The following is a 24,207-nucleotide window of genomic DNA, read 5'->3' as shown; positions in this document are numbered from 1 at the left end:
GGATAAAAAATAGATATTTCCCCTCTACCATTAATGCAGCAGGTTTCCTTCTTTGGGGAACACTATAGCTGGTTTAAACTGTTTGGCTTTTTCAAAATCCATGGTAGCGTAAGCTATAATAATAACGGTATCACCTACGGCGCCCTGCCTGGCCGCGGGTCCGTTGAGGCAGCAAACGCCTGAACCGCGTTTGCCTTTAATTAAATAGGTTTCAATGCGGGAGCCGTTATTTACATTAACGACCTGTACTTTTTCATTTTCAATCAGGTTCGCGGCATCCATCAGGTCTTCGTCTAATGTAAGGCTTCCTATGTAATTCAGGTTGGCCTCCGTAATAACCGCCCGGTGCACTTTTGATTTCAGTATTTCAATTTGCATAGCCTGCAAAATTAAGCGGTAACAGCATATTATCAATCAATCTCACTTCACCCATATAAGCGGCAATCAATGCCACAATTTCAATTTTCCCGTTCCAGCTATCCATAATCCGGAGGTCTCCGGCCGTGGCTATTTTTACGTAGTCTGCCCGCAATTCATGCCGGGTAAGTATATTGCCGGCCTGTACCAGCGTGTCTTCCAGCGTACCGGGTTGTATGTTTTGCCTGATATAGGATAAAGCTTCAAATATCCCGGCTGCTTTTTCTTTCTCACCGGCGCTAAGCCGCATATTGCGGCTGCTCATGGCTAATCCGTTGGGTTCACGCAGTGTGGAACAAATAACAACATCGGTTTGCCTGTGCATGAGTGACAGCAGCTTTTTGATGACCATACATTGCTGGTAATCTTTTTGCCCTATATACAATCTGTCTGGCTCAACAATTTGTATTAAGCGCCGCATTACCTGGCATACTCCCTGGAAATGGCCGGGCCGGTATTTTCCTTCAAGAACTGATTCAAGCTCACCCAGGTCATACCATTCATTATGTACTTTACCGGGAGGGTATATTTGTTCGGTAGCAGGTAAAAAAAGCACATCGCATGCCGCCTTTTCCAACAGGTAAATATCGTTTTCCAGCGTTTTCGGATACAGCTCAAAATCTTTTGGATCATTGAATTGTGCGGGGTTTACAAAAATGCTGCACACCACCAGTTCGTTTTCTTCCCTGGCTCTGTTCACAAGGGAAAGATGCCCCTGGTGCAGGGCGCCCATGGTAGGCACAAAGCCGCATTTTTTGCCCGACCGCCTTTCTTTTTGCAGGTATGCGCTAAGGTCTGCAGGTTGTTTAATAATGAACATAATGGCGTTAAAAGTAGTAATTGCAGGCCTTTCCACCTCAGTTTCGGCAAAAAAAACCTACCTTTGCGCACTCTTGCACATTTCCTTAATACTAACTTAACATAAAAACGGAAGATGTCTACAAAGAAACGAATTCTATTTATTGCCAATGAAATGTCTCCTTACCTTGAACTCACAGAATTCTCTGAGATTGTAAATCACCTGGCAATAAAGTCGAATGATAATGGATTTGAAGTTCGTTGTATAATGCCCCGTTTTGGAACGATTAATGAAAGAAGACACAGGTTACATGAGGTGGTAAGGTTATCGGGGATAAACGTGTCGGTAGACAATGAAGATTTTCCGCTGCAAATAAAGGTGGCTTCCCTGCCCAATGCCCGCTTACAGATTTATTTCCTTGAGAACGAAGATCTGTTTAAGCGGAAGTTCGTTTTTACAGATGAAAATGAAAACTGGTATGATGATAACTGGCTGCGTACCATTTTTTATTGTAAAGGCGCCCTTGAAACGGTGAAAAAATTCGGATGGCCTCCGGATATCATTCATTGCAGCGGCTGGATGACAGGGTTGATCCCGCTATACCTGAAAACCGCCTATAAAAAAGAACCCGTATTCAGCAACAGCAAGGTTGTATTTACTATCGGACCAAATACCTTCAAAGAAAAAATAGGTCCCGATTTCGTAAAAAAGATCTCCATACATGCTTCCATAAAAGATAAAGACCTGGAGCCGTTCAAAGAAAATAACAATACGGCTATGTTCAGGGGAGGCGCTGCTTATGCAGATGCCATTACTTTTGGAGCGGCAAAGGTAGAAAAGAAACTCTCCGATGAATTTTCAAAAGTAAAAGGCAAGAAGATCCTTCCTTTTAAAGCAGATTCAGATTTAACAGACTATTTACAATTGTATAACGACCTTGCGTAAAAGCAATATGCGCGGGTATAAGCCTGTGCCTTGGTTTTGATTGTTAATGCTCGGATACCTTATCGAAAACCCCTCTACTAAAAATACATCAGGTGAAGTTGAAATTTCTGCTGTTCTCCATCGGACTTGGAACATTGGCTATAGTACTGAATACGCATTGCACTAAAATTACCCCAACAGATATTGGTACCGATCTTTTACCTGTGGTAGATAATGTACATACTTTTGAAACCGCTTTGCGGGTATATGCGGATAACTTTTTGATGGACGATTCTTCCATTATCAATTATGCAGACGACCATGCATTGGGCATTATTGAAGATGACCCTGAATTTGGAAAAACCGAATCGGAAATCTATATGGGTATTGCTCCTCCTGTAGACACCCGGTACCCCTTTGTAAATGCAGACAGCATTGTAGGTATGGACTCTGTTATACTGAGCCTTGCTTATACAGGTGTTTACGGCGACAGCAACTCCACGCAGCAATTTAATGTATTTGAGATCAGCGATCCTGCGTTTAAAGACAGCACCGGCTACCTTGTTAGTCATCCCGGCTTTACTACTACATTTAATGAGCTGGGTAGTGCCACGGTAAGCTTAAACACAATAGACGATCCGAAAACGATTGTTATTAAAAGTGATACCCAGGTGGTAAGCAACCTGCTGCGCATTCCTCTTGATACGGCCCTGGGAAAGCGCTTTGCAGCATACGATACCAATACCGTATACGTTTCCTCCAACAGGGATTCTGCTTTTCAAAAAGTATTTAACGGGCTGGCTATAAAAACAGGTGCGGGCTCTCCCCAGAAATCGGCACTAACCTACTACAGCTTATACAACGAAAATACCAGGCTCACCTGTTATTTCCGGGTAAGAAGGAATGGTGGCATTGATACAGTGTCTGCCGATTTTTCTTTGTATATCACCGGAACTTATTATGCGTACAACGCAAATATTATTAAGCGCACGCCATTGCATGGATATGCTGCGCTTGACCCGGTTACCGCTATTCCTGATGCAGAAAATATATACCTGCAATCATCTCCCGGTTCCTATGCCATACTGAATATTCCGGGGCTGGATACCCTGCAGAACAGCATCATTCACCGTGCGGAGCTGGCGTTTGAGCCCATTGCATTACCCGGCAATGAAATATACAGCACACCCGATTTTCTTTTTGTAGACCTTATTGACAGTGCCGGCAGGTACCTTACCGTGCCGGATGATTTCAATTATTCATTCAGTAATTACGTATACGACTACCAGACTTTCGGAGGATACCTGAAGGATAATAAATACTTCTTTAATCTTACCCGTTATGTGCAAAATAAAGTTACCAAGCAAAGTAAAAATTATGCTTTAAGATTATTTGCACCCCAAACCACGCTTGATTATTATACCTATCCTAAAGAGTCTGGCTCTGTTATTACCGCCAGCCGGGTAGCCTTCCGCATTAATCCGAAAATATCCAAAGGCAGAACTATTGTGGGCGGCGGAAGCCATCCTTCCCAACCTATGCGGCTGCGTATAATTTATTCAAAAATTTAATTACCGGCTCCTTATCTTTGCGCCACTCCAAAATATATGCGCTTGTATTCTGGATATATAAAAATTTTAAACATCCTTTAAAATGCCGTATTTATTTACTTCCGAAAGTGTATCCGAAGGACATCCAGATAAAGTTGCAGACCAGATATCCGATGCCTTAATTGATCATTTCCTTGCATTTGACCCCAATAGTAAAGTGGCCTGTGAAACGCTGGTAACAACCGGGCAGGTAGTGCTGGCAGGCGAGGTAAAATCCAAAGCCTATCTTGATGTTCAGGAAATTGCCCGCAGTGTGATCCGTAAAATCGGTTACACCAAAAGTGAATATATGTTTGAAGCGCATTCCTGCGGGGTGCTGTCGGCTATACATGAGCAATCGGCCGATATTAACCAGGGTGTAGACAGAAAGAAAAAAGAAGAGCAGGGCGCCGGCGACCAGGGAATGATGTTTGGCTACGCTACCAACGAAACAGAAGACTATATGCCCCTGGCACTTGACCTGGCGCACAAACTGCTCATTGAGCTGGCCAACCTGAGAAGGGAAAACAAGCAGATCAGATACCTGCGCCCCGATGCTAAAAGCCAGGTAACATTAGAATACGATGATAACAACAAGCCTGTACGTATAGATGCCATTGTTGTTTCCACCCAGCATGATGATTTTGATACGGAAGCTAAAATGCAGGAGCAAATCAAAAAGGACATTATCGGTATCCTTATCCCGCGCATAAAAAAGAAGTACAAAAAATACGCAAAGCTTTTTAACAGCAATATTAAATACCACATTAACCCTACGGGTAAATTTGTAATAGGCGGACCGCATGGCGATACCGGCTTAACCGGCCGCAAGATCATTGTAGACACCTATGGCGGAAAGGGAGCGCATGGCGGTGGCGCATTCAGTGGCAAAGATCCTTCAAAAGTAGACCGGTCGGCAGCTTATGCTACCCGTCATATTGCCAAGAACCTGGTAGCGGCCGGCGTGGCTGAGGAAGTACTGGTACAGGTATCATACGCTATAGGCGTAGCCAAACCAACCAGCATTAATGTAAAAACCTTTGGTACCGCCAAAGTTGCTTTAACAGACGGAGAGATCGGTAAAATGGTGGAAAAGATATTTGATATGCGCCCCTATTTTATTGAAAAGCGCTTAAAGCTGCGCAACCCTATTTACAGTGAAACCGCCGCTTACGGCCACATGGGGCGCAAGCCGGAAACCGTTACCAAAACCTTTGCTTCGCCGGATGGCAGGGTAAAAAAAATAAAAGTAGAATTGTTTACCTGGGAAAAATTAGACAAAGTGAAAGAAGTGAAAAAGGCATTTGGATTATAACAGAACAATGCTGTTGTATTAATAAGGTAATTGCAAATTATCTTAACCCGCTGGTTCAAAACAACCAGCGGGTTTTGTTTTAAGGAGTAGTTGATTTAACCCAGGATTGATATATGGATTAAGGAACTGCTCCTGATCGCCTACCATGTACCTGCTTTGGTACCTGCCATCTATGCTTTTCTTCCCGACGGGGTCTTCACAGTCAGGCAACTGTGTGAAGCATGAGACCCCGGCGAATCGTTCAGCGCCAGGGTTTCATAGCTGGCCCACAGCGGCTGGTGATGAAACCCACTGCGCGAATTAAATATAGTATGCCCACCTGCTAAATACAGTAAACTGAAAAGCCTCTGGTAGTGATAGAATGAGTTATTGGGAAGATGCCTGTGCCATTTTCTTTGCAAGGTGATCCATTACAGGTATAAATTTCCCATCGGGACTTATATCAATGAATTTTACATTTTTCTCAACTACACCTGTATGTGGAGCCGGCCAGTAAAATACTTCTCCTGCATTAACGGTTTCTTCTTTGCCGCCGGGATACCGGACTTTTAAAGCCCCGTCAATAACATAACCCCAATGAGGAGAGCTGCACATGTTGCCGGGCAGCCCTTCAAAAAAGGGGGTAAAGTCGGCGGGACCGGGCACCTCCATATACCCGACAGACATCCCTCCCAGCCCTGAAAGGTTCTGAAATCCGTTCCTGGGATTTTTAGGGAACTTGCTTACCGGCATATGCCAGGAAGCGGTTGACTGCTGATCAAATGAAGACAGGTTAACCACCGTGGAGTGTACGATCTTCCATTCGCCATTGACCTTCCGCAGCGTTCTTGTTTCTTTTTTCTTGTGGTCAGCGCCACCCCAGTTATCCTGCTGATCAAAACCAACAAACGCGATATCATCGCCTATCTCGAAATTATAGTTATCTCTTGCCAGTTTCAGTTCAAAGGGCTCAATTTCACCAATGGCCTGAGCCAACGGTTTAAAACCTTTAAGGGTTTCTACGCCACCCGCGGATGTGTATATAAAAGAGGTGGCATCGGAATCAACCCAGCAGGATGCCCATTGGGCTAAATCACCTTTTGCTGCAAAATGGCTTTCATTATCTAAAAGCTTTGTAATAGCTGCTTCATCCGATTGGCGGTTGGATGTTGAATTGCATGCAAGGCATAACAGCACTGAAGAAATGAACAATTCCGTTTTCATATATTTTAATTTATGTGTTATTTATTTTTTTCAGCGATACCATGCTAAAGCTCCTGTTTTCGTTACCCGGAATGCGCGATGTAACCCTTAAAATCTGGCTATCGCTCCGCTATTAATTTTTATCTATAAACCCAAGTACTACTTTATTAAATTCAGTTGGATTTTCATATTCCAATCCATGCGAAGCATTGGGAAGGATTGCTTTTACTTCGTTTGGTAAACAGCGTTCCAGTTCGCTATTAATAGCATTAAAAAAGGAAGGAGATTTTTCTCCCTGCAACACTAAAACAGGCGTTTTTATTTTCCTAAGCTCATCACAGCTAACAGGAGGAAGCTCGCCTTTTGCATAGAGGAAATGCCCTTTCAATTGTACTGTGTTCGCCATAATACCTTCCCTGATTTCCGGACGATGTTTGGCGAAATACTGGCTGTCATCCATTACAGCATCAATAAAAATTTCAACCGCTTTTTCATCTTCATTCTTTGACAATGCTTCAATTGCAGGCGTTATTGCTTTTCCAAAATTCATACCCAGTGTATCGCCTCCCGGTACATTTGCTAGCAACGACATCACCGGCGCTTCGCCCAAAATGAGGCTTCGAACCAATTCCGGGCTCCCGATTGTAGTTAATAATGATACAAGGGCCCCGGATGAATGCCCTACGAGATGAACGGGCTTCAGCTTAAGCGCTTTAATTAATTCAGTAAGATCCCTGACATTTTGGTTAATCGAAAAATCGGCTGTACTATCCAATATTTGTTTGTTGGGATATCCATGGCGAAGGCTGTAAGCAATTACCCGATGGTTCCCGGAAAAATCATCCATTTGTGCTTCCCATGTACGGTAATCTCCCATAATACCATGCACCAATACAATAGGAGCGCCTTTGCCTGCATCAACATAATGAATGCTGTCGCCATTAATGAATACAGCTTTCACTTCAGGAACAGCATTGGCTTCATTTTGTGTTGTAGTGCCCGTATTGCTGTTATTGCAGGAGCACAAATAAAACAGAAGCAGCAAGGGACTTAGTGGGAAAAAAACCTTTTTCATATCATTCTGATTATTTATTACTTGATTAACACGGTCTTTTGACAGGGTTGCTGACAACGACCGCTGTAGCGCCAGCACCATTAATCTTTCCCGTCCCACTTTCCATTTAAAAACTCAAGTGAGACCCTTAGAAACTCAGGCTGGAATGCAGGTATTAAATGCGGTAAATGTCCCCCGTCAGGAACAATCCAAAGCTGGTTGTTGGGTATGTATTGATGCATTTCTATTGCATTCTGCAACGGAACAGGTTCATCATTATCTCCTTGTACAACCAACCATTTGGCTCTAATCGTACCCAGGATATCTGGTGTAAAGGAAGGGTCGCCATAAAATTTTCTGAATTCCCAGAATACCCTTGCCAGGTACTCCTGTTTTTCCGGGCCGTGATATTTGGCCCATTCCATAAATTCGTTCAACCCTGTTTTTGTTACCCACTCCCTGCATTGCTTACTATAATAAATTTGTGCCCCAATTGTAATAACAGTTTTAAATCTATCCGGCTGAATACAGTTAAGATAAAGTAGTGTCATACCTCCACTACTGGCTCCAATTGCATTCAAGTTATTTAGTTTTAAAGAATCCAGCAACGCAAAAATCATTTTTGCATAGTCCTCATGCCTGAAATGGAGATCGTCTTTTTTATAAATATCCGAACGCCCATGCCCTATCATGTCAACAGCAATTGTCCTGTATTGTTTTGAGTACACTTCCACATAAGGTTTCCAGCAGTCTGCAGTGTTAAAAAAGTTATGGAGCAATAAAAGGGGCTCTCCGGTACCGGTATCTTCATAATAAATGTTGGTTCCGTTATAGTTAAAGAACTTCCCGTTAGGATTAACTTTTACCTGCCCATACGTGGTAAAGCAGGCGCAGAAAACCAAAATTGAAATTGTAAATTGTCTCATGTTTTGATTTTTTGAAGTTGTGACTGCATTGGCGCTAACAAATTATGTGTTAATGATATTAATAAAACCGGTCAGGCTATTGCCGGCTTTATATTCTGATTCACCCTGAACAAATTACCAGGATCATATTTTGCTTTTATCTGGGCCAGTTTGTTGTAATTGTCTCCATAGCTCGCTTTAACGCGATCGGCGCCTTCATCCATCATCATATTTATATATGCCCCGCCCATTGAATACGGGTGTACATCAGACCAGTAATTTTTAGCCCATTCAATAACTTTTTCTTTGTCATTTACATTATCAGCCACACCTACTATTACCATTCCATAATTTGCATCCCGATAATTCCAGGCAGTTTCACCCCTGCCAACTTTTGATGCAGCGCCATTGATGTTGTACATGTGCATAGTGCAGTATCGTGTAGGCATTTGCCGGGCATATTCTATATGCTTTTTAATAGTTTCAGCGGTCAGGTCTTTTACATAATCTGCTTTCCAATACCAAATTAATCCCGGAGGGTACAAGGGGTCAAACAAAGTGTTGAGCGCAGGCACAGTCAATGTACCAACAAAATCCAGCGACGGCGTTTTTTTCGCTCTTATGGGTTTAAATACGGCTTCGGCTTTCTCCATATCACCTGCATAACACCAAACTACCCCGCACATTTTTTTAAGATGTAAATGTTCAGGGAATGGCGCAAAAGGCGGCACAGTCAATAAAGCAAAATAGCCGCTCAGTTCATCCGGCGCTTTATTAATAAATTCATGATGCCATGCAAACATTTCTTCTGCATCATCCAGTTCCCAGAGCATGGGGCCTGCATACACGGTATGTACAGGGCACATTTTAAAGGTGAAGGAAACCACAACCCCAAAATTTCCGCCACCGCCACGCAAGGCCCAGAATAAATCAGTGTTCTCTGTTGAAGATGCTTTTGCAAGTTTACCGTTGGCAAGCACCACTTCCGCTTCAAGCAGATTATCAATAGCCAGGCCAAGGCTCCGGGTAAGGTTGCCAAGCCCTCCGCCCAATGTAATGCCGCCTACACCCGTAGTGCCAAATATTCCCGAAGGCACACACATACCCACTTCATGTGTTGCGGTATCCACTTCTTTCAATAAACATCCTCCCTGTACCTTAACCGTTTTTGCATTCGCATCTACTTTAATTTCTTTCATTAAGGAAAGATCAATCACCAGCGCATCGTCTGCAATACCCAGCCCGGCTGCATTGTGACCGCCGCCTCTTACAGCAAGCAACATATTGTTATCTCCTGCAATATTTACACAGGCAATTACATCATCCGTATTTCTGCATTGCGCTATAGCGGCAGGATGCTTATCAATCATGCCATTGTAAACCTTGCGGGTTTCATTATAAACAGGGTCAGAAGGTAAAATAAGATTACCCTGTAGCCTGCTTTTCAGATCGCCGCTCCAATTACTTTTCATACAACAGTGTTTATTAGTGTGTGAACAAAACTAATATCACAGGGCAGGCATGCGTTTTTCTTAAACGCCCAAAAACTTTTCTTAAAAGTTCATGGCGGCGGTTTTTGAAAAACTTTGTTGTATCAAAATTATATGGCGCGGAAAGCTTTGTGCTAACAATAACTGTTCAAAGAATTGTAAAATATGTTCACGGGAATATATGCTGTCTTATACAGGCAAAGATTAACCGCCGGGAGATGGCTAAACCTGAGTCTTATTACTCAAACCTATAAAAGGATATATCCTGCGCCAACTTCGGCCGCTACAGATAATAAGAGTGTTGTACTTTTTTTAAAAACGCAGAGGGCGTGCAGCCGAACTTTCCCGTAAAGCATTTTGAAAAATAAGAAGGACTGCTGAACCCTGTTCCATAAGCAATTTCTGCTATATTCAGCTTTTGTTGTTTCAGCATGGCTATTGCCTTGTTCATTCGCAGGTCCCTCACAAAATCATTAGGAGAAAGCCCGGTAAGCGACACGATCTTCCTGTACAACTGCGTACGGCTTACGCTTACTTCGGAACAAAGCGTATTCAAATCAAAATGTTCATCACACAATCTTTTCTCAGCTACATTAATCAGATTTGAAATAAACTCTTCTTCTCTTATGTTTAACGATCTTATAGAAGAACTATCTTTCAATAACTGTTCATTAGTGCAGAGTTTACTCACAAGTGAAGAGGTAAGAATCCGGTTGGGTAATGCAATCAGGCAAAGCCCGTGTGCCAGTTTTATTGCCTGCTGAAAAAAATCGCCTTCGGCAGTTACAGGCTGTGCTGCACTGATGCCTGATCTGAAAATGATACCGGGCGTTTTTTCTTTTTCATTCAATAATTGCTGCTGTATTTGCAATGCACACGCTATGGCTTGGGCAGTGTCGTCAAACACCCCGATCATGCTGTCATCACGCTCCCATTTCAGCTCTCTCCCTTTATACGCATTAATGTTGTGGTACACTATCTCCCTTGCCCAGTTGGGTTGCTGAAGCTCCGGCAATTGCTTTGAGTTTGTTGCTTTTGTTATTCCTGTTACCGAAGTTAATAAGACCGTTCTGTAGCCGGTATCCGTTGTGCCATCCTGGTGATGCACATGGCCGTCGTCTATCTTATGTCCGGCACCCATCATCTTTTCATAAAAGCCCGTTTCCACTTTTGTTAAAGCACAGGCAATATTACCATGCGCCATTTTATGTACCATCTCGCAGGTTTCAGCGTTCGGGCCTTCTACCAGACAAAATACAGCGCCGGCTTCCTGGTTCACCCAAAACTGGTGATACCGGACGCCATACTTCTCCTGTATAGCCACATCTGCTATATGTGCCGCCTTTACGTCTTCAACGGTAACATTTTCAATTTTATGAAAGTCCATATACAGCGGCATAACAGGTATATTAGATTATTAAAATAATTTTTCCGGTACTTGCATTCTTAACTGTTTTCGGAATTGCAATGGAGCAGTTCCATATTTTTCTTTAAACACCCTGCAGAAGTGAGAAACGTTTTCAAAGCCACTGTCATAAGTAATTTCATTCACATTCTTTGCACTCGTTTCCAGTAAAGCTTTTGCATAATTCAGCCTTTTTTCCGTAAGCCATTTGCCGGGTGTTGTATGATAATGTTCCCAAAAATCCCTTTTAAACGATGAAACACTCCGTTGTGCAATGCGTGCAAATTCAGCCAGGGACAGATTGAAACAGAAATTGGTTTCCATAATATCATTCAATGGCAGCTTTTGAAAATCGCTCAGGTAATTTACATACGCCAGTAAGTCAGTATTTTCGGGGTTGGAAAGAATGTTAAACAACAGCTCTTTGAACTTGAGTTCCAGCAAACTTTCCGGAGGAGAAGGGTGCTGCGAAAAATAAGGCAATACACTGTAAAAAAAAGCTCTTGTTATATCGTTTATTTTTATCCTGATAAGCAACTCGCCCGGAGAAGCGGGCAGCGGCTTTACCAGCAAAAGCTGTCTGTTTTCATTATAAAAGCGACAAAGAAATTCATCCGGGAAATAAAATGCCAGCAGTTCCCATTGCAAATCTGCATTTTCCTGTTTCCAGGCGCCCTTCTTTGCAAAATGAGTGGTATGTTCTGTCATGCTCCATGACCTTGTGCCGCAATGAAAAGTTTTGGTTCCCTGCAGGGTGAAAGCGATTTGATTAAAGTGGTTATATACATACACATATTTATCTTCCTGCGGGCACTTATAGTGTAAAAAGAGCAGGTTGTTTACGGCTAATTGCTTAAACTCCCTGGGTCTGCTGGTTATATAGTCATATGTATTGTTCATTTGATCAGCAAAATGTTCATAAAGCATTCAATACATAGCATGAATTTAATGTCTGGGTTCCGGACAAACGCATCAGAAGATATACAAGCTATATTAATTCCATTCAGCGGAGGTAAGTATTGCGGGAAGTTTTCTATAAAATACCAGAAAGGCTGTTTAAAGTTAGATATTATATATTAAAAAACATACACTTGTGGAAATTTTCATTCATCCTGCTATCTGCGCACAGCCGTGCCAATAGCGTGGCCAACTCCGGCAGATGACAGGTAGCAGTTGCTCACCATAGCATAATGCTGGTTTTGTTTTTTTGTATAATTTCATCCGGTTTTCTGTTTATAATTTTTTTGGTTTATGAATGAACAACACGACCCATGGCAGATTATTGATCAGCGGCCTATCTATGATAATTCATGGATACAGGTAACAGAGTATGATGTGATCAACCCGGGTGGAGGCAGGGGTATTTACGGCAAAGTATCTTTTAAGAACATAGCTATTGGTATTGTGGCGCTTGATGAGGAAGGCAATACCTGGCTTATCGGCCAATATCGCTTCCCTGTTAATGCCTATAGCTGGGAAATACCGGAAGGCGGCGGAGATTTGCATACCGACCCTTTAATTTCGGCGCAGCGCGAGCTGCTGGAAGAGGCCGGTATTAAAGCAGAAAAATGGGATAAGGTGCTGGATATGCATTTGTCTAATTCTGTAACAAATGAAACCTGTGTTGTGTATCTTGCACGCGGCTTATCGTTTCATGAAGCGGCGCCGGAAGAATCGGAACAATTAGTTATAAAGAAACTGCCTTTTACAAAAGCGTTCGATATGGTTATTAGCGGAGCGATAACGGATGCCGTATCTGTTGCCGCCATTTTTAAAGTAAACTATCTTTTAGAAAATCATCTCATATAATTATTCAGCATTGAAAAAATCATCACTGATCATAGGCCGCCAGCCGCTCATTGAAGCGTTTGAAAGCGGTAAGGCTATTGATAAGATATTCATGTATAAAAATATCAACGGCGAAAACATCCAGCATATCCGTCAACTGGCAAAAGACAATCATGTTCCCATACAGATGGTGCCGGTTGAAAAGCTGAATAGCTTTACCCGGGGCAACCACCAGGGTGTTGTGGCTATCGCCGCTGTAGTGCAATACACGGAGCTGCAGCAGGTTATTGATCATATTGTAAGCAAGGGCGAACATCCATTATTTATTATGCTGGATGGCGTAACCGATGTAAAAAATATCGGCGCCATTGCCCGCACAGCGGTATGCTGCGGGGCCCAGGGCATTATTATACCCGACAAAGGCGTAGGGGCGCTGAATGAAGAAACCATGAAGGCATCGGCCGGCGCGCTTGAAATGGTACACATATCAAGGGTAAGCAGCCTGGCGCACGCAGTTGATACCCTGCACTTAAATGGTATAAGCGTGATGGGGTCTGAAATGAAAGCGGCGCAAAAGGTATATGAAATGGATTTTAAACAACCCTGCTGTATTATTATGGGTAGCGAAGAGAAAGGAATACAGCGGTTTTTAAGTAAGGCGGCGGATGCTCATTTTGCCATACCCATTGCCGGCAGCTTCGATTCCTATAATGTATCTGTTGCCGCAGGAATCATTTTGTACGAAGCGATGAAGCAACGGATGGCAGTACACTGATAAGATACAAATTATTAAATCCGAAGCCGGGAATCCGAAATCCGAAGGGAATACAAAGCATCAAAAGACAAATAACAAGAACCAAACCTGTCCGCCGGGGCGGATAAAATACAAGTCCGAAGCATTAAATCCGAAAGCCGATGTGAAAGCACCAAAAGCCAAATCACAAAAAACAAATAGATACAGATGGTTCGTGCCCCGCCGCGGCGGGCAGGCTCACCATGACAGGCAAATTTCAAATCTGAAATTCGAAGCCAATCCCAACGGTAAACCACAAACTATAAACGATAAACTACAAATTAAATCAGCCACAATCTTAAATCTCAAATCTCAAATTTATCTGCTCCCGGCAAAAACTGTTGAATTCATTTTCATTTACATCCTGGTGAATAATTTCCCTCTGGAGCATTTTATTATTCTTAAAATCCAGTGTCAATAGGCCATCTTTAAGCACCACATTTGAAAATACATTCCATTCATATCTTTTACGGAAAAAAGTATTGATCACAATTCTTTCATCCGATACGCCTATTTCCAGCGGATGGCGCGACTGGTGGTCGAATAAAATAAATAAAATGAACAGGAGCGCAATCCAGCGCATACCGGGAAACAATAGCCACAGGCAGCCGGTAACAAATAAAGGATGTTTGTATGTTACTGCTGTTTTGAATTTTCTTTTTACACGTATTGTCCATACCAGCACAACCGGGATAAGCCAGCTTGCCCAGAACAGCACAGAAGAAAACCAGTTATGGGTATAAACGTAATACAAAAAAAGCACCCAGGAAATAAAGCAAAGCAGGAAGCTGATATAATTAATGTTTTCCGGGTTTTCCTTTTTCAGGATCAGTACATACTGAAATAATTCACTTTTCTTTTTCGCCATGGTGATCAGTTGCTTGCTACCATCAGGTTACACAATTTGAACAATACCCTTGCGCCTACATTTTCATCCCACTCATTGCTGCTGATACCCACTTCACATAAATCGAAGCCGATAAGATGCCGCCCGCTTTCTATTATTTTCCGGAACAGGTAAAAGACCTGCTCTGCTTCAAAACCCCCCGGAACAGGGGTGCCGGTATGAGGGCACAAGGTTCTGTTCAACCCGTCTATATCGAAACTGATATACACTTTTTGCGGAAGGTGATTTATGATCTCATCTGCCAGGTATTGCCAGCTCAGCCCTTCAAACTGCCGTTCCTTTATTTGCTTATCAAAATAAGTAACCACCCTGCTATTGCTGTTACAAATATAATCCCACTCACTCTGGCTGTAATCCCTCACGCCAACCTGCACAAGCCGCGTAAGCTGGGGAATTTCGTTCAACGCATTATACATAATGGAAGCATGCGAGTGGGTGAACTGCAAATACGCTTTGCGCAGGTCGCAATGAGCGTCAATCTGTAAGATGCCGAAATCGCTATACTTTTCTGCTATGGCTTTATAAAACCCGATAGGTGTGCTATGATCGCCGCCCAGCAAGCCTACCAGCTTGCCTTTATCCAGCAAGGCCTTTGTTTGGTCGTATACCCATGCATTTAAAAATTCACTGCCTTCGTTTACTTCTTTAAGCGCCTTGCACATGAACCTGTTCTCCTCAATCTTTTGTCCCTGCGAAACATAGTCAATAAAAAGCTCTGATTCTTTGCGCAAATAATCATTTTTAAAGAGTATTTTCTTATCCGGCTCACGCAAAAAGAACCCCTGTTTCCAGCCATCGCTTACATCGGGATCAAAAAGATCAACATGCAGGCTGGCTTTTTTTATGCGCTCAGGAGCTCTTGCCGTTCCTGCCAGGTAGCTCACCGTTACCTCCCAGGGCACAGGCAGCACCACCAGCTTCGCATCTTCTTCCGTAAAAGGCAAACCAAAAATATTGTAATTAGGGTTTCCCGAACTGTTGGGGTCAAACTTTGAAAGGTCCATGATCAAATAATATGATACTTCAAAAAGCGGTGCAAGTTATAGCAGTTTTTTACAACAACGAACTTAATAACGTTATAATTGCAAATAAGGTTGCACGGGAGAATTTGAAAATGTGGGAATTTGAGACCTCCCTCCCGGCAGGCAGATGTGAATGAAAGCGGTCGGCACGCAACGAAGAGCGTCAGACCGCGGATTAATGGAAACTATAATTGTTTATAAAAAGTTAAATGCAATATAATAACCGGAAGGAGATGGAAAACGCCTGTTATCTTAAAAACAATTAACAACCGCGTTGTTTTTTGGACTAATTTCGCTGCGTGATAATACGTATTTTATTATGAAAAAAATCCATATAGTTGCGTTGGTCATTATAGCTGCCGCCATTGCGTATATGCTGATCACTTTATCCAAAGATCTTACTACTTATGATACGATAGCCTCTGCAAAACAAAAGCAGGGCAAATTCATACATCTTATAGCCAAATTAGACCGGTCGAAAGAAATCGAGTACAATCCTGTTACAGATCCCAATTTTCTTGCATTTTACGCGGTGGATTCTTTGGGCGGACAAACCAAAGTGATCTATCATAATACCAAGCCCCCGGAATTAGAAATGAGTGAACGCATTGTAATGAAAGGAAAAATGAACGGCGACGTGTTTGAATGTAAAGAAATTTTGCTGAAATGTCCCTCCAAATACAAAGACGATCCGTTACAGCAGGAAAAGGCTTTAGAATATAAAATGCAGGATTAATTTAACATGATTTACCAGGGTGAACATTTATTTATAGGACAATTCGGCCACTTTTGCGTTCTGTTGTCTTTTGTAGCTTCTATTGTTGCCACTTTCGCCTATTTTAAGGCAACGCAAACTTCCATACCCAACGACCATGCAACATGGAAAAAATTGGCCCGTACGGCATTCATTATTGAAACTATTGCGGTAATAGCCATTTTTGTTAGTCTTTATACCATTATTTATAATCACTATTTCGAATACAAGTATGCGCACCAGCACTCCAAGCGCAGCTTACCTACCAAATATTTGCTGAGCTGCCTCTGGGAAGGACAGGAAGGCAGCTTTATGCTCTGGAATTTCTGGCATTGCATTTTGGGGCTGGGTATAATGCTTAAAAGCAAAAAGTGGGAAGCCCCGGTAATGACGATTGTTTCCTTAGTACAGATTTTTTTAGCTACATTTTTACTGGGTATTTATTTCTTTGATCTTAAAGTGGGTAACAGCCCCTTTGTTTTAATGAGAAATGAATTTCCCGGCGCCCCTGTATTCCAGGATCCTTTGTACCTGCAAAAATACCTGCGTGATGGAAATGGACTGAATGTGCTGCTTCAAAATTACTGGATGGTTATTCATCCTCCTGTATTGTTTCTGGGATTCGCTTCCGCCATTGTTCCCTTTGCTTTTGCTTTAGCCGGGCTATGGAAAAAAGATTTTACCGGCTGGATAAAAGCAGCACTGCCCTGGACTTTGTTCAGTTGCGCCATGTTAGCCATCGGTATTCTGATGGGCGCTGCCTGGGCTTACGAATCACTTACTTTTGGAGGCTACTGGGCATGGGATCCTGTTGAAAATGCATCGCTTGTTCCATGGCTCTTAATGGTAGCCGGACTGCATACCATGCTCATTAACAAATCTACAGGCTATTCATCCAAATCAACTTACTGGTTTTTGTTCCTGGCCTTTTTGCTGCTGATGTATTCAACCTTTTTAACCCGCACCGGCGTTCTGGGCGATACTTCCGTACACTCGTTTACCGGCGAAGGCAATTCCCTGTTCTGGCACCTGATTATAATGATGGCCACATTTTCGGCCCTGTTTTTAACTGGTTATTTCAGGAACAACAAACAAATACCTGTAATTCATAAGGAAGAAGATATCTCTTCCCGGGAGTTCTGGATGTTCGTTGGCGCGTTGGTGTTGCTGATCTCGGCGGTTTATATTTCCTTCTTTACCTCCCTGCCTGTTTTTAATAAAATTTTCGGAACGCATAAAGCCATTGGCGAAGACCCCGAATATGTATATAACAGGGTAATGATCTTAATTGCGGTAGTAATAGGATTGCTTACTGCCATTACACAATACCTGAAATATAAAAAAACACCCCGCTCCTTCTGGGTAAAAAAAATCATTACCCCTACGGTTGTTGCGCTTATTATTTCCGTTCTGATCAGCGTGCTGGGAAATGTTGATTATAATAAATACGGAATCGGCTACTTAGGCGCTATTCATTTGGCCATTTTCGCGGCTACCTATGCCGTTATCGCCAATGCCATGTACATATGGACGGGCGCAAAAGGAAAATTAAGCCTCGCAGGAGGATCTATCACACATTTAGGATTTGGGATGATGCTGGTAGGCATTCTGTTTACTTCTTCAAAGAAAGAAGTGATTTCCATTAACCGCACGGGCATTATGATACCGGGATTAAAAGACCCTAAAGGCCGTGACGACAGCGGACTGGAAAACGTTACCCTTATTATGGGCGTACCTACTCCTATGGGTAAATACACGGTAACTTATGCAGGAGATTCTTCTCACCCGGTAGATGAAAAAATGTATTTTAAGGTGAATTACGAGCGTAAGGATGAGGTTACCGGTAAAGTGCTTGAAAATTTCACTTTATACCCCAATGCTTTTTTGATGAAGGCGGAAGAAGGAAAAACCGCATTGTCTGCTAATCCGGATTCAAGGCATTACTGGCATAAAGATGTATTTACTTTTATTACCTCCATGCCTGATCCCGAAAGCATAAAAGACACCGCTACTTTCAGGGATCACCCGGTGCAGCAGGGCGATACAGTATTTTATTCAAATGGTTATATTATTGTAGACCAGCTAATTGAAGCCAATAAAAGCACCAATAAAGACCTTCCGTTAGTAGACAGCGCCTGGCTGGCTGATGTAACAGTATACAGCAATAATGGTATGACGTACAAAGCCCAGCCTGCCTTGTTCTCAAAAGATAATATGCCTATTGCAAAAAGAGATACCGTTATATCGCAAAGCCTTGTGCTGGAGGTAAATAAAACAGGAAATGCGCTTGCGCTGGGTGTAAAGGAATCGAACGCGATAATGAAATACATTACTTTAAAAGCATTCCAGTTCCCGTTTATCAATATCCTCTGGTTAGGCATTCTTATTATGTCGGCAGGTTTTTTCATCAGCATGTGGCACCGGTTTAAAAAGAGCAATTAATCCTCAATCATTTTTTAAGCTGTGGCAGCGGTTGAGCCGGGTTTCCTGTCTACATATATTAATTGTGATGCAAAACCCGTTAATATAGTAATTAGTAGCGCATGAGCAGCCGCAGGAAGCCATATTATATATTCATCTTTTCCGTACTTTGCTGCACCCTCCTTCATCCGGCAGTACAGTCTCAAACCCAATATGGTGTAAATGATACCATTACAGTACCTGCTATCATTTACAAAGGCGACACGCTTTCCTACAAAGAGCTTTCCGAAGTACATATTTACCTTAAGTTAACTGCGGCGCAAAAAAGGGCATTGCGGGAATGGACCCGGCTGCGCAACGCGGTATATGTTACCTATCCTTACGCCAAAAAAGCGGGGGCAGTATTCAATGATATTCAGGCTCACTTAGAAAATATACCCGATAAGGAAAAAAGAAAGGACTATGTAAAAAGCCGCGAAAAAGACCTGCGCAACGAATTTACCAAGCCGCTTACCGATCTGTCTGTTTACCAGGGAAAAGTGCTGATGAAGCTTATTGCGAGGGAAACGGGCAATACCTGCTACGAGATCATCCATGACTATAAGGGTAGCTTTTCTGCCAGTTTCTGGCAGAGTGTGGCCTGGATCTTCGGCAGCAGCCTGAAACAAACCTATAATTCCCGGGCAGAGGACGCCCAGATTGAAGACATTGTAATGGAAGTAAGGCGAATGTATGGGTTGTATTAATTTAGCGTTTGGGAGTTTAGGATTTGTGGTTTGTTATATGCAGATTACAGGTTTCAGGGCACAAGTTGTAGAGTGTACAGGGTTTTCGGCTTTAGATGATTTTACACAAAGGAGCAACGAACACAATTAAATTTATGGATTTTCAGTTTTTGGATCCGACCCGACTGACAGGTTTGAAATTTATGATTTGAATTTTATCCGCCCTGGCGGACAAGCTTGCCTGCCGCAGGCAGGTTTGTTTCTTGTGATTTGGTTCTTCCTTTCGAGTTTCAGTCTTCGGTATTCAGGTGCGGTCTGACCCTCCTTGCATCGGGTGCCGACCGCGCGTTCGGATTTCGGATTTTTGCTCCTTCGGATTTAACTTTTTCATACCATCATATCCACAAACTCATTCACCGGCAAAGCCGTTAGCCTTTTATAATCTAATGATTCATGCAAAACCGTTTGCTGCTGCTTAACGGAAAATTTTCTTGCCAGGTTGGTTTTGTATTTCTCTATCAATACCGGTATTCCTTCTTCCCGGCGGCGTTTATGCCCTATCGGGTATTCAACGATCACTTCAGGCAAAACCGTACCGTCATTCAGCTCTAGTGTTAGCGCATTGGCTATAGATCGTTTTTCCGGATCGTGATAGTCTATTGTAAACTGCGGGTCTTCTGCTGTAACCATTTTGTCACGTAATATATCAATGCGCGGGTCGGCAGCAATATGATCTTCATAATCCCCGGCGGTTAAACGGCCGAAGATCAATGGAATGGCTATCATATACTGAATACAATGGTCGCGGTCGGCGGGGTTATGCAGCGGCCCTTTTTTATCAATAATGCGAATGGCGGCCTCATGGGTGCGTATGCTTATTTTTTTGATGTCGTTTGTTGTTTTTCCGAGCGACTGCAATTGCTTATGTAAAGTCATTGCTGCTTCTACCGCTGTTTGGGAATGAAACTCTGCCGGGAAGGATATTTTAAAAAGTATGTTTTCCATTACATAAGCGCCGTAATCGCGCTGGAAGGTAAATGCATTGCCTTTAAACAGCACATCATAGAACCCCCAGGTTTTGGCGGTGAGTACGGAGGGATATCCCATTTCTCCGGTTTTAGCGATAAGTGCCAGGCGTACGGCCCGTGAAGTGGCATCGCCTGCCGCCCATGATTTGCGGCTGCCCGTGTTGGGTGAATGACGATAGGTGCGCAGGGAATGACCGTCTACAAAAGCGAGGGAAATGGCATTGATCAGCTCATCGCGGGTTAAGCCGATGAGCCTTCCCACCACTGCCGTGGAAGCTAATTTTACCAGCAGCACATGATCGAGCCCTACCTTGTTGAACGAATTTTCCAGCGCCATCACGCCCTGTATTTCATGTGCACGGATCATGGCATCCAATACTGCCTTCATGGTTAATGGCGGCTTTCCGGCGGCAACGGCTGTGCGTGAAAGCCAGTCGGCTGTAGCCAGTATGCCACCCAGGTTATCGGAGGGATGACCCCATTCCGCCGCCAGCCACGTATCATTAAAATCGAGCCACCTTATGATGGTACCAATGTTAAAGGCCGCCTGCACAGGATCTAATTGAAAAGAGGTGCCGGGCACTTTAGCACCGTTGGGTACAATGGTGCCGGGTACGATGGGGCCTAATAATTTTGTACATGCGGGATAGGTCAATGCTTCCAGCCCGCAACCTAAAGTATCCAATAAGCAATAATGCGCGGTTTTCCACGCCAGCTCATTTTTTATTTCATAATGCAGCACATAATCCGCAATGTCTGTAATTACTTTATCAGTTGGCGGACGTTCGTTGGAGATGGAAGACATAATAAAATTTATAATTTCTGATTAGTTGATTTCTGATTTACTAAAGCCTGCTTCGATAGCAACAGTATCATATCTGAGACCAGGAAAATCAAATGGTTATTTATTTTTGTTCTTTTTTGCTGTAATATCTGTCGCGTTAAAAATACTTACTAATTCGTTGGCTTCTTTCATTAAGATATCAATATCAGAGCCTGCTGGGACCAACATCGCTTCTTTTGCCACTTCCAGCCAATATAAAGACTCATCTGCTTCTTCAACAACAATTTCAATTTTATAAATAAAATCAGCTTTTGATTTTCCTCTGCAGGCAGCACGGTAATTAGCGCCAACCGACCCCGCTGATCTTATCAATTGTTTGGCTGTTTCAAAGCCCGCAGCATTTCTTGGAAAATCTCCGCACAATTTAATGACTGCAACATGAAAATTTTTAGTGCGCAATTGGAGGTCTTGCTTATTCATAGTTTAGCTTTAAATTAAAAGATCAAACACCAATTAAATCAGACATCAAAAAATCACAGATCACAAATATCTCCTTATCTTTTTTCTATCGGCACAAACTTCCTGTTCTCCGGCCCGGTATAATTAGCGCCGGGACGGATAATCTTTCCATCCTGGCGTTGCTCAATAGCGTGTGCGCTCCATCCTGTAACCCTTGATATAACAAACAGGGGTGTAAAAAATAAAGTGGGCACGCCCATTAAATGATAGGATACGGCCGAAAACCAATCTAAGTTGGGAAACATTCTCTTTTCATTCCACATCAGGGTTTCCAGCCTTTCTGCAATGTTAAACAACTGCATATCTCCTGCTTCTTCCGACAAATGCCGGGCAACTTTCTTAATGACCTGGTTCCTTGGGTCAGACACGGTATATACCGGGTGACCGAATCCAATGATCACTTCTTTTTTTTCCAGTCTTGATTTAATATCCGCTTCCGCTTCTTCCGGTGACGCGTACCTGCTCTGGATGTCGAAGGCCACTTCATTGGCACCCCCGTGTTTCGGTCCGCGCAAAGCGCCGATAGCACCGGTAATGGCCGAATACATATCTGAACCGGTTCCTGCAATTACCCTTCCCGCAAAAGTGGAGGCATTAAACTCGTGCTCAGCATATAAATTCAGTGATACCTGCATCGCCTGCTGCCAGGAATCGTTTGCTTTTTTGCCATGCAGCAGGTGCAGGAAATGAGCGCCAATTGTTTCATCATCAGTTTCTACCTCAATACGCCGGCCATTGTGCGAAAAATGATACCAGTATAATAAGGCTGAGCTGAAGGAAGCCAGCAGCTTATCGGCAATAGCTCTTGCGCCTGCAATATGATGATCATCCTTTTCAGGACTCACCGTACCTAACGCCGAAGTATAGGTGCGCAACACATCCATAGGATGAGCCGCGGCAGGAATTTGTTCTAATATTTGCTTTACCACAGCAGGAAGCCCCCGCAGGCCGGCGAGCTTTGTTTTATAGGCAGCCAGCTGGGCAGCGGCAGGCAATTGCTCATGGATCAGTAAATGAGCCACTTCCTCAAATTCCGCACCTTCTGCCAGATCAAGAATATCATAACCCCGGTAATGCAGGTCGTTCCCGCTTTTTCCAACAGTACACAGGGCGGTATTACCGGCCGCTACGCCCGAAAGTGCCACACTTTTCTTTGGTTTAAAACCCGGTATTGTACTATCTGCCATAACTTCTATTTATTTTTAGAAAAAAGCGTGTCTAACTTTTGTTCATAGCCGAAATAACCAATGCTTTCATATAGCTCGGTGCGGGTTTGCATCCTGCTTATCATATTTTTTTGAGTGCCTTCGGTGCGGATGCTGTGAAATACCTGTTGCGCCGCTTTATTAGCCGCACGAAATGCGCTAAGCGGATACAGGATCATACGCACACCCGCGTTTTTTAATTCTTCAACCGTCCACAAAGGCGTCATGCCAAATTCGGTTATATTGGCTAACACAGGAATACCGGTAGCATCAGCAAATTGTTTATACTGCGCCAGTTCATTCACCGCTTCCGCAAAAATAAAATCGGCTCCTGCTGCTTTATAAGCCACTGCCCTTTCTAATGCTTTATCCAATCCTTCACCGGCTAATGCATCTGTTCTGGCGCCTATAACAAACTGGTCATCGGTACGGGCATCGGCTGCCGCCTTAATCCTGTCGGACATTTCCTCAAGACTTACGACTTCCTTACCGGGCCGGTGGCCGCAGCGTTTGGCGCCTACCTGGTCTTCTATATGTAAAGCACCTGCGCCTGCTTTTATTAATGACTTTACAGTACGTGCTATGTTAAAGGCCGATGGGCCAAAGCCTGTATCCACGTCTACCAGTAAGGGTGTGGCCGTAACATTGGTAATACGGTAAATATCGGTAAGCACATCATCGAGGGTGGTAATGCCCAGGTCGGGTATACCTAAAGAACCCGCGGCTACTCCCCCACCCGATAGATAGATGGCCTTAAATCCTTCCTGCACTGCCAGTAAAGCATGATTAGCATTAACAGCGCCCACGATCTGTAAAGGATTTTCTTCGGCCATTGCCTGCCGGAAAAGCATTCCTGCCGATACTGTATTGGATGTCATCATCATTTGATCTTTAGAAATCAATGCAAAGTGCCGCTCATGCCCGGTTCGGGTATTGTTTTTTGCCTGCAGAAAAGAAAATGATCACTTACAAGAGGCAGGCAATAACAATGTGCAAACCTACATGAAAATTTGCACTTTATTTCTCCGGGGTTTGTTCCAAGCGGAGCATTCCGGTTGTGTGCTTTCTCAAACACAAACACATAGGATCAGAGGCACATAGGTACCATATAGGTTTTTCTTTTTTCTATTGTGCTCCTATGCTTCTACCGTGCCTATGTGTTTATCTTCTTTTTGTTAAAC

Annotated in this window: 22 protein-coding genes; 8 read left to right on the top strand and 14 right to left on the bottom strand. The window is 43.2% G+C overall.

Annotated features, from left to right (window positions below; all coding sequences use genetic code 11):
- Positions 1-30: 30 nt before the first annotated feature.
- Entirely contained in the window at positions 31-378 is a 348-nt protein-coding gene (gene panD / locus PLE34_RS06565; RefSeq protein ID WP_324555140.1) for an aspartate 1-decarboxylase, read from the bottom strand.
- Positions 368-1,273, bottom strand: coding sequence for a pantoate--beta-alanine ligase (gene panC, locus PLE34_RS06560; protein ID WP_324555138.1), 906 nt, complete (start codon positions 1,271-1,273; stop codon positions 368-370). Before panC ends, panD begins: the two co-directional genes overlap by 11 nt.
- Before the next feature lie 78 nt (positions 1,274-1,351).
- On the opposite strand from panC, the gene PLE34_RS06555 reads away from it, so the two are divergent.
- The 3 genes from PLE34_RS06555 (at position 1,352) to metK (ending at position 5,044) form a co-directional block, all read left to right on the top strand.
- Entirely contained in the window at positions 1,352-2,161 is an 810-nt protein-coding gene (locus PLE34_RS06555; protein ID WP_324555135.1) for a glycogen/starch synthase, read from the top strand.
- Positions 2,162-2,253: 92 nt separating this feature from the next.
- Complete coding sequence (locus tag PLE34_RS06550; protein WP_324555133.1) at positions 2,254-3,711, top strand: DUF4270 family protein; 1,458 nt, start codon at positions 2,254-2,256, stop codon at positions 3,709-3,711.
- 82 nt (positions 3,712-3,793) lie between these two features.
- Positions 3,794-5,044: a methionine adenosyltransferase gene (gene metK, locus PLE34_RS06545; RefSeq protein WP_324555131.1), complete on the top strand. Its 1,251-nt coding sequence runs from the start codon at positions 3,794-3,796 to the stop codon at positions 5,042-5,044.
- Between the two features lie 366 nt (positions 5,045-5,410).
- Here metK and PLE34_RS06540 read toward each other — a convergent pair whose 3' ends face one another.
- The 6 genes from PLE34_RS06540 to PLE34_RS06515 all read right to left on the bottom strand — a co-directional run bounded on the left by PLE34_RS06540 (position 5,411) and on the right by PLE34_RS06515 (position 11,980).
- A complete protein-coding gene (locus tag PLE34_RS06540; RefSeq protein WP_324555129.1) occupies positions 5,411-6,247 on the bottom strand; it encodes a hypothetical protein in 837 nt (278 codons plus the stop codon).
- A gap of 112 nt (positions 6,248-6,359) precedes the next feature.
- A complete protein-coding gene (locus tag PLE34_RS06535; RefSeq protein ID WP_324555127.1) occupies positions 6,360-7,301 on the bottom strand; it encodes an alpha/beta fold hydrolase in 942 nt (313 codons plus the stop codon).
- Between the two features lie 80 nt (positions 7,302-7,381).
- Positions 7,382-8,206: an alpha/beta fold hydrolase gene (locus PLE34_RS06530; protein WP_324555125.1), complete on the bottom strand. Its 825-nt coding sequence runs from the start codon at positions 8,204-8,206 to the stop codon at positions 7,382-7,384.
- Positions 8,207-8,277: 71 nt separating this feature from the next.
- The gene (locus PLE34_RS06525; RefSeq protein WP_324555123.1) at positions 8,278-9,657 is read right to left on the bottom strand and encodes an FAD-binding oxidoreductase; all 1,380 of its coding nucleotides are present in this window, start codon (positions 9,655-9,657) and stop codon (positions 8,278-8,280) included.
- Between the two features lie 301 nt (positions 9,658-9,958).
- Complete coding sequence (locus tag PLE34_RS06520) at positions 9,959-11,074, bottom strand: nickel-binding protein (protein WP_324555121.1); 1,116 nt, start codon at positions 11,072-11,074, stop codon at positions 9,959-9,961.
- Positions 11,075-11,092: 18 nt separating this feature from the next.
- Positions 11,093-11,980 (bottom strand): helix-turn-helix domain-containing protein, encoded by an 888-nt coding sequence (locus PLE34_RS06515; protein ID WP_324555119.1) that lies wholly within the window; start codon positions 11,978-11,980, stop codon positions 11,093-11,095.
- 351 nt (positions 11,981-12,331) lie between these two features.
- On the opposite strand from PLE34_RS06515, the gene PLE34_RS06510 reads away from it, so the two are divergent.
- Entirely contained in the window at positions 12,332-12,889 is a 558-nt protein-coding gene (locus PLE34_RS06510; RefSeq protein WP_324555117.1) for an NUDIX domain-containing protein, read from the top strand.
- A gap of 10 nt (positions 12,890-12,899) precedes the next feature.
- Entirely contained in the window at positions 12,900-13,643 is a 744-nt protein-coding gene (gene rlmB, locus PLE34_RS06505; RefSeq protein WP_324555115.1) for a 23S rRNA (guanosine(2251)-2'-O)-methyltransferase RlmB, read from the top strand.
- Between the two features lie 316 nt (positions 13,644-13,959).
- Here the strand turns inward: rlmB and PLE34_RS06500 are convergent, their stop codons facing one another.
- Both PLE34_RS06500 and PLE34_RS06495 read right to left on the bottom strand, forming a co-directional pair.
- On the bottom strand, positions 13,960-14,529 hold the full coding sequence (locus PLE34_RS06500; protein WP_324555113.1) for a hypothetical protein: 570 nt from the start codon (positions 14,527-14,529) through the stop codon (positions 13,960-13,962).
- A 5-nt stretch (positions 14,530-14,534) separates the two neighbouring features.
- The gene (locus PLE34_RS06495) at positions 14,535-15,572 is read right to left on the bottom strand and encodes an agmatinase family protein (RefSeq protein ID WP_324555111.1); all 1,038 of its coding nucleotides are present in this window, start codon (positions 15,570-15,572) and stop codon (positions 14,535-14,537) included.
- 337 nt (positions 15,573-15,909) lie between these two features.
- Here PLE34_RS06495 and PLE34_RS06490 point away from each other — a divergent pair, with 337 nt between their 5' ends.
- The 3 genes from PLE34_RS06490 (at position 15,910) to PLE34_RS06480 (ending at position 19,511) form a co-directional block, all read left to right on the top strand.
- Positions 15,910-16,326, top strand: coding sequence for a cytochrome c maturation protein CcmE domain-containing protein (locus PLE34_RS06490; RefSeq protein ID WP_324555109.1), 417 nt, complete (start codon positions 15,910-15,912; stop codon positions 16,324-16,326).
- Between the two features lie 6 nt (positions 16,327-16,332).
- Entirely contained in the window at positions 16,333-18,786 is a 2,454-nt protein-coding gene (gene ccsA, locus PLE34_RS06485) for a cytochrome c biogenesis protein CcsA (RefSeq protein ID WP_324555107.1), read from the top strand.
- 101 nt (positions 18,787-18,887) lie between these two features.
- Positions 18,888-19,511: a DUF4294 domain-containing protein gene (locus tag PLE34_RS06480; RefSeq protein ID WP_324555105.1), complete on the top strand. Its 624-nt coding sequence runs from the start codon at positions 18,888-18,890 to the stop codon at positions 19,509-19,511.
- A gap of 366 nt (positions 19,512-19,877) precedes the next feature.
- Here PLE34_RS06480 and PLE34_RS06475 read toward each other — a convergent pair whose 3' ends face one another.
- The 4 genes from PLE34_RS06475 to prpB all read right to left on the bottom strand — a co-directional run bounded on the left by PLE34_RS06475 (position 19,878) and on the right by prpB (position 23,904).
- Entirely contained in the window at positions 19,878-21,326 is a 1,449-nt protein-coding gene (locus tag PLE34_RS06475) for a bifunctional 2-methylcitrate dehydratase/aconitate hydratase (RefSeq protein WP_324555242.1), read from the bottom strand.
- Between the two features lie 93 nt (positions 21,327-21,419).
- Positions 21,420-21,782 (bottom strand): four helix bundle protein, encoded by a 363-nt coding sequence (locus PLE34_RS06470; RefSeq protein WP_324555103.1) that lies wholly within the window; start codon positions 21,780-21,782, stop codon positions 21,420-21,422.
- A gap of 74 nt (positions 21,783-21,856) precedes the next feature.
- Positions 21,857-23,008, bottom strand: a complete 1,152-nt coding sequence (gene prpC / locus PLE34_RS06465) for a bifunctional 2-methylcitrate synthase/citrate synthase (RefSeq protein ID WP_324555101.1) — start codon at positions 23,006-23,008, stop codon at positions 21,857-21,859.
- Positions 23,009-23,013: 5 nt separating this feature from the next.
- Positions 23,014-23,904: a methylisocitrate lyase gene (gene prpB / locus PLE34_RS06460; RefSeq protein WP_324555099.1), complete on the bottom strand. Its 891-nt coding sequence runs from the start codon at positions 23,902-23,904 to the stop codon at positions 23,014-23,016.
- Between the last annotated feature and the right edge of the window lie 303 nt (positions 23,905-24,207).

Source organism: Agriterribacter sp. (assembly GCF_035445465.1).
Taxonomy (GTDB): domain Bacteria; phylum Bacteroidota; class Bacteroidia; order Chitinophagales; family Chitinophagaceae; genus Agriterribacter.
Note: the sequence above shows the minus strand (reverse complement) of the source record. Positions and strands in the feature narration are given on the sequence as shown.